Origin of the sequence: Martinezella lusitana (genome assembly GCF_016901135.1) — a bacterium.
Taxonomy (GTDB): domain Bacteria; phylum Pseudomonadota; class Alphaproteobacteria; order Rhizobiales; family Rhizobiaceae; genus Rhizobium; species Rhizobium lusitanum_D.
Map to the genome: position 1 here is coordinate 1 of NZ_JAFEVL010000060.1, position 14,982 is coordinate 14,982.

Genomic DNA, 14,982 nt, shown 5'->3' on the forward strand with positions numbered 1-14,982 from the left:
GAAGGTGATGTGCGGCACGACCAGATTATAGCCGACGGTGCCCCATGGAATATGCACCACGAACGCGACGCCGACATAAGCGAAGAGCGAGAGGGTCAGCCACTTTAAAACCGAAACGTACCGCGAGAGAACCCGCCGATAATCGGCAACTCAAATCTACCTGTTAATAAAGGCGAGCGTTCGATGAGTCTCACAGCGGTTTGCATGCACAATGAATCAAGTGGTCTGTAGTCAAGATCTTCGAGAAGCTCAGGCAAGTTCCATAATACAGATTATCTGATGTTTGTTTGTAAGGGCTATTTAGTAATGCGACAGTTGGGCCAGTTAGAGATGCGACAGTCTCGCCTCTCGACGTTCTGGTCAACGCCAACGTTGGGAGCAAGGATGACGACCTCCAGTCTGGTCGAGACCATGAGCGGTCGGAGTCGTCATGTCCTGTTTGATCACCATGTCGCAGAAAGAATTGCATCGCCTCGAAGTTGTTCAGAAGATCCGTAATCAGCGCCTGGGCGTTGTCCAGGCCGCCGAGCTGCTTGGGCTCAGCCGAAGTCAGATGCACAGGCTGCTGCAGGCCTATGACCATTCCGGTGCGGCCGGCTTGGTTTCGAAGAAGCGATCGAGACCAAGCAACCGGCGCCACAGCGAGGAGTTTCGCAATGCGGCGCTGGATCTGATCCGCGAACGCTATCTGGATTTTGGTCCGACGCTGGCTCGCGAGAAGCTGATCGAACTGCATCACATCTCGGTCGCCAAGGAGACGCTGCGCCAATGGATGACCGAGGCCGGCATCTGGGTCTCGCGGCGCGAGCGCAAGAAGCGGGTCTTCCAGCCGCGCGGCCGGCGTGACTGCTTCGGTGAACTGGTCCAGATCGACGGCTCGCATCACTGGTGGTTCGAGAATCGCGGCCCCAAATGCGCCCTGCTTGTCTATATCGATGACGCCACCGGCGAGCTGTTGCATCTGCGGTTCGCCGGATCGGAGAACACGTTCGACTATCTGCACGCGACGAAGGCCTATCTGCAGCAATGGGGTAAGCCCTTGGCGTTCTATAGCGACAAGCATGGGGTTTTCCGCAGCACACATGCGTCGGCTACAAGACGCCTGCCGAGGTCTTCACCGCCCATTTGCGTGAAACTGGCTGATCCCGTACCCTCGAAACGGCAATGATGCACTTGGTGTAGATTCTCCAAAAAAACCCCTGACACCGCGTTAGGAGTTTTGATCCTTTGCTTAGGAAATAGATACGCTGAAATCTCATCAACGGTTGCGAGGTAGCGTTGTGACAGGCCTCGTTCACAGTTCCGGTCGCCATGTCATCGCGCTCGCCGAGGATGCAATCCATCATAATTCGTTAGGGTGGGCATTTAATATAATACGGACTACACTATTTACGATTAATATAATTTGAATTACTATAATTTAAATTATGTTATCGCGGCTTGGATTGTAGAACCTTGCCGCCCTCACTGAACTTCGTCATCGGCAGGATCAGGATCGCGCTCGTACGCAGCCCTGAGACTGCCGACCTCTTGGATGATTGCGTCGAAGACCTCGTCCTGCTTCGCGCCGGCCACGACGAACGTATCGACGAGATTCTCGAGCTTCAGTCGGAGGCCCGTCCCCCAGTCAGCGCTCATTTCTTCTTCCTCCGCTTCGTCACAGTTTCATCTGCGAGCTCGATACAGACCGGCGATGAGTTCGCTCTTGGACATGGCTTCCTCCATGTTGACTGCCCGATTTTAAGGCACGAAAAGCCGAAAAGTTACAAGCTATAAAGTTACAAGCTATTGGGTACGAGGGCTGCGATCTCCTCCGGTTTGATCATCCGCTGTATCAGCGACGTCGGCCGCTCCTTCTCGAAAAACTCGGCTTCGATCTCCTCAGCGGGAGCGTCAGGATTCGAGCTGACGCTCTTCAGGAAATCTTCGATCCCCTCCGAGCGGGTGGATCCTGTCAGAACGGAATTCACGATGACGTTGGTGCTCTTTGTGGGTCCTGCGAGGCCGCCGGAAATCGAACGCTGCGCGGTCTTCGTCATGCCGTAGTGGATCATGTCTGGAAGGATGACGAGCGCGGAGTCACTCGAGATGAAGATCACCCCTGCCCCAGTCCCGTGCGAGCATGCCCGGTAGATACCGCCGAGCGAGACGAGCGCCGCTCAGGACGTTGGTCTCGAAGTTGCGACGCCACATGTCGTCGGTGATCTCCGTAAATGTCCGGGATTCATAGATGCCAAGATTGTTGATGAGAGTGTCGACGTCGGCAACCTGCCGGATCAATTCGGCAGCACCATCCGCCGTCCCGACTTCAACCAGAACGGTGCGAACTACCGAGCTGGCTGCGGCAGTCCTGATCTGACTCGCAGCCCGGTCGAGCTTCGATTGGTTACGCCTAGGAATGACGAGGTTCGCTCCTTTTAGTCGCGAGGCTCCTTGCAATGGCCCGCCCGAAGCCGGCCGTCGCTCCGGTCACGAGGGCAGTCTTTCCTTCAAGCTTCAGATCCATCTCTCAGTTGGCCGTCTCTTTATATTTCGAATAGGTGCTAGGTGCCCAGGCGGCGAACTTGCGGGTTCGCGCCCGGAGCTCTTCCGTCGCCTCGCCGACAAGGGGGTATGTAACTGTAACTTACTTCCCTTCTCACGTCGGTTGCGCAAGACATGTCGGCGGAATTTGCATCGTCGACATTCAGTCGGTCACTACGCTCAAAACAGATGGGAGCTTCGCATGGCAGAAAGACGAAATGCATTAAGGACTGCGGTTTTGATGGCCTTCCTAGCCGTGGGCGTCGCCGCTCATGCAGAGACGATCAGCTACGCAGACGCCGTGACGACACTTTCCAAGGACTGCGGCGCTGACATCAAGAAGTTCTGCAGCGGCTTGAATCTCGGGAACGGCCGGATCGCCGATTGTCTGCAGAAGAATTCTGCGAAAGTGTCGCCTGTCTGCACCTCGACGCTGGCAGCCGTCACCGCGTCCATCAAGCAACGCCAGGCCGCGCAGGTCGCCTACCACCAGATTTGCAGGCGCAACATGGCAACCACCTGCAAGGGCATCAAAGGTGACGGCAATATGCTGTCGTGCCTGCTGAAGGCCAATCGGATCGTCGGCGGGCCATGCAATCAGGCCATCACAGATGCAGGATGGCGGTGAGCCATGGTGGGGAAAAAGGAAATGCAAATGTCCGTTCGTCGAATTTGCGCAGTGTTCTTCGTCGGAACGTTGCTCGCCCCCGTCTACGCCTTCTCCCAGGAGGTGACACAGCAACGGATCATCACGGGTCTCGCCAACGCCTCGAAAGTCGCGCCGAAGATCGACGTCGAGCTACTGCGGCAGCAGGCGGCCCAGAACCCAAGCGGCAGCCTCGCCGCCCTTCCGAACTGGGCCAATCTCGCAAAGCTCTCGCAAATGGTCGTCGAGATCAACTTCGTCAACAACTCCGTCGCGATGGAACCGGAATCCTACCGTACACTTGGGTTGATCGCCGATGCGCTCCATCATCCGAACCTATCGCGATACAGCTTCCTGATTGTCGGCCACACGAGTTCGACCGGCGACGCGAAGAATAACCTTCAGCTCAGCGAGGATCGTGCCAACGCCATCAAGGAAGCCCTGTCGACCACATTCGCCGTGCCTCCGGAGCACCTGTACGCCGTCGGAGCGGGACAGGAATATCCGATCGATGGGACCAACCCGACCGCGGCGGTCAACCGTCGGGTTCAACTCTTCAATCTCGGTGTGCTGAAGTAGTAGCGGGAGCATTCAGCGAGGGACATCGCACGTGCAGAGGTCGACCGACAACATCTGTCAGCGGCTTGGATTTCAAATCACGGCCTCAACAGAAAGGACTTTCCATGTCAGAACTCGTAGTGCTCGGCTTCGATGATGCCGACAAGGCTGATGCGATTCTCAACCGCCTTCAGCAGCTTCAAAAGGAATACCTGATCGATCTCGAGGACGCCGTGGTCGCGGTCCGCGACAACGACGGAAAGGTTCGGCTCAAACAAAGTATGCAACCGTCCGCTGCCGGCACTGCGACCAGCGGCGGTCTTTCCGGCGCACTTTGGGGTTCGCTGGTCGGCTTGCTGTTTCTCAACCCGCTGGCGGGGATGGTGCTTGGCGGAGCGATAGGGGCGAGTTCCGGAGCGCTCGCTGGATCGATAACCGACTACGGCATCAACGACGATTTGATCAAGCGGCTGGCTGAAACCATTCCGGTCAACACCTCCGCGTTGTTCCTGCTCGTACGCAAGGTCCAGCCGGAAAAGGTGCTTGAGGAGTTCAAGGGCGAGCACGCCCGCATATTGCGATCATCGCTGTCTCCCGATCAGGAACATAAGCTCCAGGGCGCGCTCACAGCGGACAGCGTCATGCCTGGCCCGGCAGCGTAGCAGGGCCCGCAAGCGCGCATTGTGTTTATCGTGCGCGCGAATTGTCAGGATCGATGTGAAAGCGTCCGCTCCAAACTGAAGGAGGGAAGTCGACGAGCAGATCGAGAAGCTCCGGCGCGGATCGGCATAGGGCCGCCGCATTGATGACTTGATCAAGACAATACCTGAGGACATGACCCAGGGGCGGTACCCATGCCCTGCCCGAGTGGCGGCCAGTTCTACCCAGTCGGGGTCGGCGGAGACGATGAAGCACGGAGCGGTTCGTGTCTCGACGATCGCAATAACCTAATACGCAATGACCTAATATGAAAATTGGACGACCCCACGTTCCCGGTGTAGGTTGACGACACCATACATGCTGGCAATGAAGACTCCAGGGGGATCGGGAGCGGCTATGCAGACGACGGGGTCGACGGAGGGGTTCGCGACATCAATAACGGCAGAGGGACCGCCCTGCATCGAGGAGATCCGGGCACAGCTCGAACGCATCGTTTCGAGTCCGGAGTTTCCGGGCGTGGGACGGGCTGCCGCATTCCTACGATACGTCGTCGAGGAGGCGATCGCAGGACGGGCCGGCCGCATTAAGGGCTATTCCATCGCGATCGAGGTATTCGGCCGCAACGAGACATTCACGCAGGACGACCCCGTCGTGCGTATCGAGGCAGGGCGTCTCCGGCGCTCCCTCGAGCGGTACTATCTGGTCGAAGGTCATAGCGATCCGGTTAGGATCGACATACCGAAGGGCGGATATGTTCCGGCATTTGTATGGAACACCGCCGTCCCCGCGAAGCAGGTGGAGATAGAGCCGGCTCCCGCGCAGCCATCTCACGCAAAAGAACCGTGGTGGCGAGCGAAGCGGGTCATGCTTGCTGGCGTCGTTGCGGTAGTGGCGGCGTCCGGCTATTGGATCTCGGGTGGTCTGGCGTCGGGTCCACCGCCGCGTTCGCCAGGCGAAACTGCTCCGGACCGACCCACGCTCGTGGTGGCTCCTTTCGCCAACCTCGGCGATGGACCCGAGGCGCAGCTTTATACCGTCGGATTGACCGAGGAGCTGTTGACCGCGCTTCCTCGGTTCAAGGAGATCAAGGTCTTCGGACGCGAGACATCGAAGTCGCTTGCACCTGACGTCGACGCGTCGAAGATCCGGGATGAATTCGGAGCACGGTATCTCCTCGCCGGCGGCGTGCGCGCTTCCGGGAATCGCCTCCGGGTGACGGCGCGCCTCCTCGACACGTCCGATGACGAGATCCTCTGGTCGCAGGACTACGACAACGACGTTGGATCGGGCGACCTCTTCGCCATCCAGACGGATGTCGCAAGAAGGGTTGCGACGGCGATCGCGCAACCCTACGGCGTCATGGCTCAGGTCGATGCGGCAAATCCTCCCCCCGACGATCCCGGCGCATACGAATGCACCCTGCGCTTCTACGCGTACCGGTCGGAGCTGAGCGTCGAGGCGCATGCAGGCGTCCTGGACTGTCTCGAGACCGCCGTCGCGCGTTATCCGACCTACGCAACCGCCTGGGCGATGCTGTCGATCATGTACCTGGACGAAGACCGCTTCAAATTCAATTCAGAGCGTGGTTCGGAACCGCCTATGCAACGTGCACTGCGGGCGGCCAGGCGTGCGACACAGCTCGATGCGAGCAATACGCGGGGACTCCAGGCATTGATGATGGCGCTGTTCTTCAACAGGGAGCTGACCGAGGCGATGCGGGTCGGCGAGCAGGCCCTCGCCATCAACCCGAACGACACCGAGCTGATGGGGGAGTTCGGCACCAGATTGGCGATGGGTGGCCAGTGGGAGCGAGGAGCGGCCCTGCTTGACCAAGCGATCGCCCTCAATCCGGGCGGCGGGGGCTACTATCACGGTACTCGTGCTCTTGCCGCCTACATGCTTCACGACAATCCAACCGCGGTCCGGGAAATCACGAAGGCGGACATGCAGAAGTTCCCCCTCTTCCACGCCGTCGCCGCCGTCATCTACGCGGAGGCCGGCATGATGGGCGACGCCCGGCGCGAAGGAGAGACCTTCGTTCGGATGCGACCTGACTTCCTGCCGAACGTCATGGCGGAACTCGATATGAGAAACGTCCAGCCTGGCGATCGTGACCGGCTGATGGCAGGGCTCCGCAAGGCCGGGATGACGCTTCCCCAGAATGTCGCGGGCACGGCTGCCATTGCGGTCAACGCCTCGTACCTGCAGTCGCGCTGACGTTCCAGATCAACCATTCGGCTACTGTAACATACGAGATGCTACGCGCGCGCGCTCGTATCATCGGATAGCCTCCTTGTGCTGCCGTCGCCATGCGCATTCCTTTGCCGCACGGCCAGACCAGCAAAGGGAGAAATCCGATGATACTGACCGCCCAAAGAACGATGCGTTTGACGGCATCGGCCGCATTCATGCTGATCGCCATCGCAAGTTCGGTCCTGCCTGTCAGGGCCGGAGAAAAGGAAGCGAAGGACCTTCTGAAGGCGATGTCCGACTATCTCGCCGCGCAGAAGGCCATGTCCTTCTCCTACGACACCAATCTCGAGGTCGTCACCAAGGATCACCAGAAGCTGCTGCTCGCGAGTTCCGGCAAGATCGATGTCGGACGGCCGGACAAGATCCGCGCGTCACGGTCAGGAGGCTTCGCCAATGTCGAGCTGACCTTCGACGGCAAGACCGTGACGCTGTTAGGCAAGGATGCCAATCTTTATACCCAGGTCGAGATCCCAGGCACGTTAGAGCACCTGATCGACGAGCTGAGGGACAGGTTCAACAGACCGGTCCCCGGCGCTGATCTCCTTCTTCCGGACGTTTATGGCGTGCTGATGCATGACGTCGTCGACGTGAAGGACCTCGGCAGCGGCGTGATTGGAGGCACAGAGTGCGATCATCTGGCATTTCGGACCACCGAGGTGGATTGGCAGATCTGGATCGCACAGGGCGAGCGCCCCTATCCGTGCAGGTATATCATCACGGACAGTCACGTCGACGAAGGTCCGCAATACAGCATCCAGATATCCAACTGGAAGACGGGCACCGAGGTCGTCGCCGACGATTTCGGCTTCAAGAATACGACCAAGGCCGAAAAAGTCCGGCTGGATTCTCTTCCTGACATCGATGAGCTGGCCGATCACTTCGCCATTGGAGTTTCGAAATGAACCCGTCGAGAAAACTGAAAATCATCTTCCTTGCAGCCGTGATCGGGGTCTTCGGCCTCGAAGCCGGAGAGAAGCTCTCAATTCCCGGCGTCCATAGCGTGTTCACCCCGGCGCAGGCCCGGATCGGACGTCCGCTGACTCCAGTGAGTGTCGCTGGCGTGGCACGGCGGACGACCCGACGCACTGTGAGACGGACAGTCGTGCGGTGCGCGAACGGTGTCTACAATTGTTAGGCAGCCGGAAACATCCGAACACGGGCGATACACACCAAAGCAGATTGATAACTAAGGATTCGCGCGGTGAATGCTGAAACTCAACGCCTCCGCGAGGCTCGCGACAGCAAGGCCGAGTGGAAGAAATGGGGTCCATACCTGTCCGAACGGCAGTGGGGCACCGTTCGCGAGGACTACAGCGACGGTGGCGACGCGTGGGATTATTTCACCCACGACCAGGCCCGGTCGCGCGCCTATCGCTGGGGCGAGGACGGTCTGGCGGGCATCAGCGATGACAAGCAGCGGCTGTGTTTCGCACTGGCTCTGTGGAATGGACAGGACCCCATCCTAAAGGAGCGGCTGTTCGGCCTCACCAACAGCGAGGGCAATCACGGTGAGGATGTGAAGGAGTACTACTTCTACCTGGATTCGACGCCGACCCACTCGTATATGAAGTATCTCTACAAGTACCCTCAGGCCGCCTATCCCTACGACGACCTGGTGAAGACAAACGGCCGGCGTGGGAAAGGCGAGCTCGAATACGAACTGATCGACACCGGCGTCTTCGACGAAGATCGCTACTTCGACGTCTTCGTCGAATATGCCAAGGCCGCGCCCGAGGACATCCTCATCGAGATCACCGTGGCCAATCGCGGGCCGGAGCCGGCGACGCTGCACGTGCTGCCGACACTATGGTTCAGGAATAGATGGTCGTGGGGCGAAGAGCGCCGGAAGCCAACCTTGGAACGAGCCGAGCTGACGGACGCCCTGAGCGTGATCGCGGCCAAGGTCGCGCCTGGGCAGGCTGAAGGAGGAAGGGTTGGAGTTCGTCCGCCAGAAGCGGATGCCGCACGATACCTCTATTGCAACGGGTCGCCAGCTTTGCTGTTCACGGAGAACGAGACGAACACGGAGCGCTTATTCGACGTTCCCAACGCCACGCAGTTCGTCAAGGACGGGATCGACAGCTTCGTCGTGCATGGCCGTACCGATGCCGTGAACCCGCAGCAGATCGGAACCAAAGCGGCGGCACATTACGTCGTGACCGTGGATGCGGGGCGATCGCAGACGCTGCGGCTGCGGTTGTGCGACGTGCAGCCGGCGGCTAGATCCAAGACTGTCCGGCCAATGTTCGAGCGCTCGTTCGACGAGGCGATGCAGGCGCGTCGGCGGGAAGCCGACGAGTTCTACGCCTCGATCACGCCGCCGTCGATGAGCGCCGACGCCGCCGATGTCATGCGCCAGGCTCTGGCAGGCATGATGTGGGGGAAGCAGTTCTATCTCTACGACGTGAACAGATGGCTGGACGAACACGGCGTCGATCCGTTCGATCCGAAGCGCCGGACCGCACAGCGCAACGTCGGCTGGCACCACATGTACAATGCCGACATCATCTCCATGCCGGACAAGTGGGAATACCCCTGGTACGCGGCCTGGGATCTGGCATTCCAGGTGATCGCGCTGACGATGGTCGATCCCGACTTCGGCAAGGAGCAGATCGATCTGATGCTGCGCGAGGCCTACATGCACCCGAACGGACAGATCCCGGCCTACGAATGGAACTTCGGCGACGTTAATCCCCCCGTCCATGCCTGGGCGACGATCTTCACCTACCGTCTGGAGGAGGCAAGGACCGGCCAGGGCGACATCGCCTGGCTGCAGAGGTCCTTCCAGAAACTGCTCTTGAACTTCACCTGGTGGGTCAACCGCAAGGACCGCTCCGGCAAGAATGTCTTCGAGGGCGGCTTCCTCGGGCTGGACAATATCGGCGTGTTCGACCGCAGCGCGCCGCTGCCGACCGGAGGCTACCTGGAACAGGCAGACGGCACCGCCTGGATGGCGCTCTACTGCCAGAACATGATGGAGGTCGCGACCGAGCTGGCTCTCAAGGGCGCCGGTGGCGAGGAGATGGTGCTGAAGTTCACGCAGCATTTCCTATGGATCGCGTCGGCGATGATCCACGCGGGCGACGAGGTTGGCATGTGGGACGAGGAGGACGGGTTCTTCTATGACGTGCTCCGCCTGCCGGACGGGCAGGCCCAGCGGCTCAAGGTGCGCTCGATGGTCGGTTTGCTTCCGCTTTGTGCTGCCACCGTGTTCGAGGGTGATCTCTATCGGAAGTATCCCGAGATCACCAAGCAGATGAGGCATTTCTTCGATGCGCGCCCTGAACTGTTCGCCTTCATTCACGACCCACGGAAGCAGGGACACGCCGATCGCCGGCTCGCCTCGATACTGGACGAGACGAAGCTCCGTCGCGTGCTGTCGACGATGCTCGATGAGAACGAGTTCCTCAGTCCCTACGGCATCAGGGCGTTGTCACGCTACCACGCGGAGCACCCTTATGTCTTCCAGGTCGGGGATGAGGAACACCGCGTTTCGTATCTCCCGGCCGAATCCGACAGCGGCATGTTCGGCGGCAACTCGAACTGGCGCGGGCCGATATGGATGCCGATGAACGGTCTGCTCATCCGGGCTTTGCTGCAGTATTACAGCTACTACGGCAACGAGTTCACCATCGAATGTCCCACGGGCTCCGGTCGCCACATGAACCTCTATCAGGTCGCCGAAGAGCTCACGGCGCGCTTGTCGGCCATCTTCCTGCGGAGGCCGGACGGGACAAGGCCTGTGTTCGGCGGAGCTGCACAGTTCCAGGAGGACCCGTACTGGCGCGATTGCCTGCAGTTCTACGAATACTTCCACGGCGACAACGGCGCCGGTCTTGGCGCGAACCATCAGACGGGTTGGACCGGGTTCATCGCGCGGGCAATGCATCTTTTCGCCTCCGGCACGGCGGAGCAATGGCTCGAAGGCGGCAAAATGCCCCAGCCGTCTTAGCCGCGCAGCCCTCGCGAGCGCGGATCAGAAAGCGATCGATAAGGTGCTTTCGACGGAGAATTCACGCCGGGCGGCTGAGCCCCGGCAAACGAGGAGTGGTCATCATGGAAAGTTATTACCAGAATCGGCAGTTGCCGCAACCTGTGATTCCGACCCTGCCACCCGTCCACCTGCTGAAGGGGCAGACCGCCCTCGTCACCGGTGCCAATTCCGGGATCGGTCGTGGTATCGCACTCGCCCTGGGCAAGGCCGGAGCGAGCATGGTCGTCAACTACGTCACTGCACCAGAGGACGCCGCACGGGTCGTCGATGAAATCCAACAGGGCGGAGGGCGCGCGCTTGCTGTCGCAGCCGACGTCTCCAACGAGACGCAGGTCGAGGCGATGTTCGCGACCGCCGTCGAGGAATTCGGCACGGTCGACGTGTTCGTCAACAACGCCGGACTGCAGCGGGATGCGCCCTTTCACGAGATGACGAGCGCCCAGTGGGACACCGTTATGAACGTCAACCTCAAGGGAGCGTTTCTATGTTCGCGCGCGGCCGTCCGGGAGTTCCTCCGGCGCGGTGTCCGTCCCGAAGTCTCGGTTGCAGCCGGGAAGATCATCTTCATCAGCTCGGTCCACGAAGTCATTCCCTGGGCCGGACACGTGAACTATGCGGCGTCGAAGGGTGGACTGATGCTTCTCATGAAAAGTCTTGCGCAGGAGGTAGCCGAAAAGCGCATCCGGGTGAACAGCATCGCCCCAGGTGCCATCCGTACTCCGATCAATACCGGCGCCTGGGAAACGTCGGAAGCCTATGCAGAACTTATGAAGCTCATTCCGTACAAGCGCATTGGTGAAGCCGAGGAGATCGGGCGGACGGCGGTATGGCTGGCCTCGGACTTCACCGACTATATCGTCGGATCGACGATCTACGTCGACGGCGGAATGACGCTCTATCCCGGTTTCGAAACCGGCGGCTAGACCTGAGGCTGAAGAACGTAGCACTGCGCCCTGCGGCTGCCGGTCTGGCACGGATCAGGGGGGCCTTCCACAGATATGCGAGGTCGCAGTGCTTGCTGACGTCAAGGAAGTCCTCATTATTCTCTGCGGCGTTGCCAGGTAGGGCTGAGACGGCAGCAGCCCCAGGTACGGCATACCGAAGCAGAACTGACCGTATCGAGGGCCAGCTATCGGCAAGCGATCGCTTCGTCATGCCGATATCCTCTTGAGACTCGTGGTTCGTGGCCACAAGATCGCAGATAGCAGCAGTGCATAGATCAAGGCTGCCGCGACATAGGCGATGCGGGTGGCGAAGGACTCGGCGGCACTCCCCGGCAATGGCGACACCCCGAGGCCGAATAGGATCAGGAAGATTGTCAAGGCGCCAGCAAATACCGGGGCGTCCTTCGACCGGGCGGATGCACGTCCTCCCAGCAGAAGAGCGACGACGAGAACGATTACAAAGATCGAAAAAAGACTGGGCCGTAGCGTCAGCACCGCGTAGGCAACGGAGGCGAGCACTCCGCCGAAGAGATTGACGAGGACAAGCCCAATTGATGCCCTTGCGCTTGCGGCGACGTCAAGCTGACCGAGCAGCGACGCGACCGTTATGGGAATGACCGCCGCGGCGGTCAGATTGTCGCTCGTCAGGCAGATCACGACAGACCCGAGGAGTATGACCGTGTTTGCCAGCGCCCGAAGCAAGGCGGGCGGCTGCTCCTCGACCGACATGACCGCGACGCTCTGCGAGTACGGCTCGGGAAAGATCGCATAGGCGAACCACATCAGGATCGTGCCGGATAACACCCCGGTGACTAGGATGGACAGGATCGAGTTCGCCAATTCCTGGTTCAGGATGCCAAGGAGGGGCACGATGATCGCGACGACGAGAACCAGGAAGCAGGCGGGACCACCCTTCCCGGTCGACTGCGCGACAAAGCAGGAGAAGTAGATCAAGGCGAGCAGCAGCAGGAACGTGGCCGGGCGGTCGCCGAGCTGGATTGTCAGCACCATCATCGCCATGCCGACGACGACAATGAGAACGGCCATTCCCAGCGTCTTGCCCAACGGCATGGGCCGCGAGCTTCCCAGCAGGAATTGGGCGGCAAGGAGCGGACCGAGGAAGGGTATGATCGCGCCGCAATAAACCGCGACCGTGAAGCCGACTGAGACGGCGAAGGCGACCCGCAGCCCTTTTCGCTTCTGCTCCTCGATCGCGGTGGTCCTTTCAATTGACATAGGTCAGGACCGACATGATGCGGATCCAGAGCGATCCCCACGCATTGGTGACCGGGTTGTCACCCGTGTAGATGACCACCGTCGCCTGCGAGCCGTAACGCACCCCGCCCCTGGGCCGCTCGCCCTCCGCGATGTTGAGGCGCACCGGAAAGCGTTGCGCCTCCTTGACCCAGCCGCTGTCGTTTCTGATCGTCGGCAGTCCGGTGTTCGGGTCCGTGCTACTACCTTGCGATACGCCAAAGCCAACGCTCTCGACGGTCGCCGGAAACAGTCGCCCTGGAAGCGCGTCGAAGAGGACCTCGGCCCTGTTGCCGACCGCGACCTTCTCCAGGCTATTCTCCTTGAAGGCGGCGGCGATCCAGATGGTGCCGGCGTCGATGAAGGTCATGGCGGGCTGGCCGGTCGACACGACCTTGCCGATCGTTAGCTGGAGGTTGGTGACGACGCCGGCCGAAGGCGCTCGCACGGTCGTCCGCACCAGATCGAGCCGGGCCTTTTCCAGTCCGGCAAGAGCCGCCCGGAGCTGTGGATTGTCATTTCCGGACGGCCCGAGCTGCTCTTTCGCCTTGGCAAGGTCCGCCTGAGCCCCCGAAACGGAAGCTTCCGCCTGGTCATAGGCGGATTTGGCCGTATCGAACCGAGCCTTGGAAAAGACGCCACGTTTCACAAGTTCGGAGGCGCGCGCATACTGGTCGCGAAGATTGTCCCGGTCTGCCTGGATCTGCACCAGCTTGGCCTGGGCGGCATCGACCGTCGCCGTCGATGCACCGATCGACTGGCCGACACTGGCAAGACTTGCCTCGGCCTCATTGACTGCAAGCTGGTAACTCTGCGGATCGATACGGAAAAGAACCTGATTAGCGTCGACCCGCGAGTTATCGGTGACGTTGACTTCGACGACCCGGCCGGTGACCTCGGGCGCGATGCCGACGACATAGGCCTGCACCTGGGCCTGAGAGGTGGAGGGCGTCCGCCGCTCCATGAAGACGGAGAGTACAAACAGGACCAGCGCCAGCATGACGACGATCAGCGCAATCCTGCGCAAGGGGTTGCGGGGCGCGGGGGAAGTCTCAGGCTTGTCTAAGGTCTCGGAAACCACACTGTCATCCTTCAAGTACGCAGGTTGTTTGCTGGCAATCTAATCGCGATGGTGATGACGACGTGCGGGAACGCAAGTAGGTAACGGTAACATACGTGTCTGCGACGACTTCGGCGACGTAAGCGCAGGTCTCGTTGTTAGCTGGGAGATCGCGGAACTGGGCGGTGAAGCGGAAGTACAGAGGCCCTGTCGAGGACGTCCTCGATCTCTTTTGCAAGCCCCGCGACCAGTTCGCCGTACTCGCGACGACGCTCTTCACGCTTCGGCTCCGTCGAACCCTCCCATTTTGCCAATTCGGATTGGGCTTCGGCGAAGTCCCTGCAGATGTCGCGGAACTCCTCGCTGCGGCCGGCGAGATCGTCGATTGCCAGGACCCGCGCTGGAAATCGACGACGGACGGCGGTCACCCCTTCATCCATGGCTCACTCCATTTCGAGGCACTTTGGACCGAAGCTACTGCGACGTATGCCTGACCCAATCTTCGCGGATGACGGCCAGTTCGTGGAGTATGCTACTGTAACATACGGCCTGGCGAAGACCGGACGTGGGATTGGGACAGGCATGCGGACCACGACGCCAGCCCGAGCCATGAATTTCCGGTGCGCAAGAGCCCCAGCGTTTCCTGGTGACGGTTCGGGGACGCCGATGGCGCGCCTTCTTGATACGCGTCTTTTCGACCGGCAACTTATTGCGACGACCGTAACATACCCGATGCTACGGGTCAGAGCGCCCCTCTTCACTTACTTTCCCCTCGAGCCCTTGATGGATCGCCGGTGCATGCACCGGCGACGCGGGTCAATTTTGGATCGGCTGCGGGGAACAGTGGTGAGTAAAGCGACTTGTGTTGACGGCCGGATTCATACGAGCTTCGCCCGCTGTCTGAAACCGATCCTTGTGTGTGTTCTGCTTGCAGTGCCTGCTGGGTGCGGTGGCCATCTCGAAAACGTGCTTATCCCGGTCGCAGATAGCTCGCCGAAATCCACCAAGGTCGACATGCTCGTGACCACGACACGCAGCCGCTCCACAGTTCAAGGTGAGATGTTCACAGGTGAGCGAGCGCTCACCCCGG

General features: G+C 60.2%; 14 protein-coding genes and 2 pseudogenes. 10 read left to right on the forward strand and 6 right to left on the reverse strand.

Features of this window, described 5'->3' with window-relative positions; genetic code table 11:
- Window positions 1-430: 430 nt before the first annotated feature.
- Window positions 431-1,102, forward strand: a pseudogene (locus JTP94_RS25405) (ISNCY family transposase); the annotation flags it as partial.
- A 362-nt stretch (window positions 1,103-1,464) separates the two neighbouring features.
- On the opposite strand, the gene JTP94_RS25410 reads toward JTP94_RS25405, so the two are convergent.
- The 3 genes from JTP94_RS25410 to JTP94_RS35645 form a co-directional block, all read right to left on the reverse strand.
- Window positions 1,465-1,638, reverse strand: a complete 174-nt coding sequence (locus JTP94_RS25410; RefSeq protein ID WP_204853205.1) for a hypothetical protein — start codon at window positions 1,636-1,638, stop codon at window positions 1,465-1,467.
- A gap of 140 nt (window positions 1,639-1,778) precedes the next feature.
- Window positions 1,779-2,099, reverse strand: a complete 321-nt coding sequence (locus JTP94_RS35640) for a hypothetical protein (RefSeq protein WP_246755322.1) — start codon at window positions 2,097-2,099, stop codon at window positions 1,779-1,781.
- Window positions 2,080-2,439 (reverse strand): SDR family NAD(P)-dependent oxidoreductase, encoded by a 360-nt coding sequence (locus tag JTP94_RS35645; protein WP_246755328.1) that lies wholly within the window; start codon window positions 2,437-2,439, stop codon window positions 2,080-2,082. The genes JTP94_RS35640 and JTP94_RS35645 overlap by 20 nt, the downstream gene beginning before the upstream one ends.
- 325 nt (window positions 2,440-2,764) lie before the next feature.
- Here JTP94_RS35645 and JTP94_RS25420 point away from each other — a divergent pair, with 325 nt between their 5' ends.
- The 8 genes from JTP94_RS25420 (at window position 2,765) to JTP94_RS25450 (ending at window position 11,557) form a co-directional block, all read left to right on the forward strand.
- The gene (locus JTP94_RS25420; RefSeq protein WP_246755332.1) at window positions 2,765-3,151 is read left to right on the forward strand and encodes a cysteine rich repeat-containing protein; all 387 of its coding nucleotides are present in this window, start codon (window positions 2,765-2,767) and stop codon (window positions 3,149-3,151) included.
- Between the two features lie 27 nt (window positions 3,152-3,178).
- Window positions 3,179-3,748 carry an OmpA family protein gene (locus JTP94_RS25425; RefSeq protein ID WP_204853207.1) on the forward strand — a complete coding sequence of 190 codons (570 nt, stop codon included), beginning with the start codon at window positions 3,179-3,181 and terminating at the stop codon, window positions 3,746-3,748.
- 104 nt (window positions 3,749-3,852) lie between these two features.
- Window positions 3,853-4,389 carry a DUF1269 domain-containing protein gene (locus tag JTP94_RS25430; RefSeq protein ID WP_204853208.1) on the forward strand — a complete coding sequence of 179 codons (537 nt, stop codon included), beginning with the start codon at window positions 3,853-3,855 and terminating at the stop codon, window positions 4,387-4,389.
- 394 nt (window positions 4,390-4,783) lie between these two features.
- Complete coding sequence (locus tag JTP94_RS25435; RefSeq protein WP_204853209.1) at window positions 4,784-6,604, forward strand: adenylate cyclase; 1,821 nt, start codon at window positions 4,784-4,786, stop codon at window positions 6,602-6,604.
- Window positions 6,605-6,795: 191 nt separating this feature from the next.
- Window positions 6,796-7,542 carry a DUF2092 domain-containing protein gene (locus JTP94_RS25440; RefSeq protein ID WP_246755335.1) on the forward strand — a complete coding sequence of 249 codons (747 nt, stop codon included), beginning with the start codon at window positions 6,796-6,798 and terminating at the stop codon, window positions 7,540-7,542.
- Window positions 7,539-7,775, forward strand: coding sequence for a hypothetical protein (locus JTP94_RS35650; protein WP_246755334.1), 237 nt, complete (start codon window positions 7,539-7,541; stop codon window positions 7,773-7,775). Before JTP94_RS25440 ends, JTP94_RS35650 begins: the two co-directional genes overlap by 4 nt.
- 66 nt (window positions 7,776-7,841) lie before the next feature.
- Window positions 7,842-10,592, forward strand: coding sequence for an MGH1-like glycoside hydrolase domain-containing protein (locus tag JTP94_RS25445; protein WP_312038190.1), 2,751 nt, complete (start codon window positions 7,842-7,844; stop codon window positions 10,590-10,592).
- Between the two features lie 104 nt (window positions 10,593-10,696).
- Window positions 10,697-11,557: an SDR family oxidoreductase gene (locus JTP94_RS25450; protein ID WP_204853211.1), complete on the forward strand. Its 861-nt coding sequence runs from the start codon at window positions 10,697-10,699 to the stop codon at window positions 11,555-11,557.
- Between the two features lie 228 nt (window positions 11,558-11,785).
- Here the strand turns inward: JTP94_RS25450 and JTP94_RS25455 are convergent, their stop codons facing one another.
- The 3 genes from JTP94_RS25455 to JTP94_RS25465 form a co-directional block, all read right to left on the reverse strand.
- A complete protein-coding gene (locus tag JTP94_RS25455; protein WP_204853212.1) occupies window positions 11,786-12,814 on the reverse strand; it encodes a DUF2955 domain-containing protein in 1,029 nt (342 codons plus the stop codon).
- A complete protein-coding gene (locus tag JTP94_RS25460) occupies window positions 12,804-13,913 on the reverse strand; it encodes an efflux RND transporter periplasmic adaptor subunit (RefSeq protein WP_204853213.1) in 1,110 nt (369 codons plus the stop codon). The genes JTP94_RS25455 and JTP94_RS25460 overlap by 11 nt, the downstream gene beginning before the upstream one ends.
- Before the next feature lie 137 nt (window positions 13,914-14,050).
- The gene (locus JTP94_RS25465) at window positions 14,051-14,332 is read right to left on the reverse strand and encodes a hypothetical protein (RefSeq protein WP_204853214.1); all 282 of its coding nucleotides are present in this window, start codon (window positions 14,330-14,332) and stop codon (window positions 14,051-14,053) included.
- 406 nt (window positions 14,333-14,738) lie between these two features.
- Between JTP94_RS25465 and JTP94_RS25470 the strand changes: the two are divergent.
- Window positions 14,739-14,982 (forward strand): annotated as a pseudogene (locus JTP94_RS25470) (esterase); the annotation flags it as partial.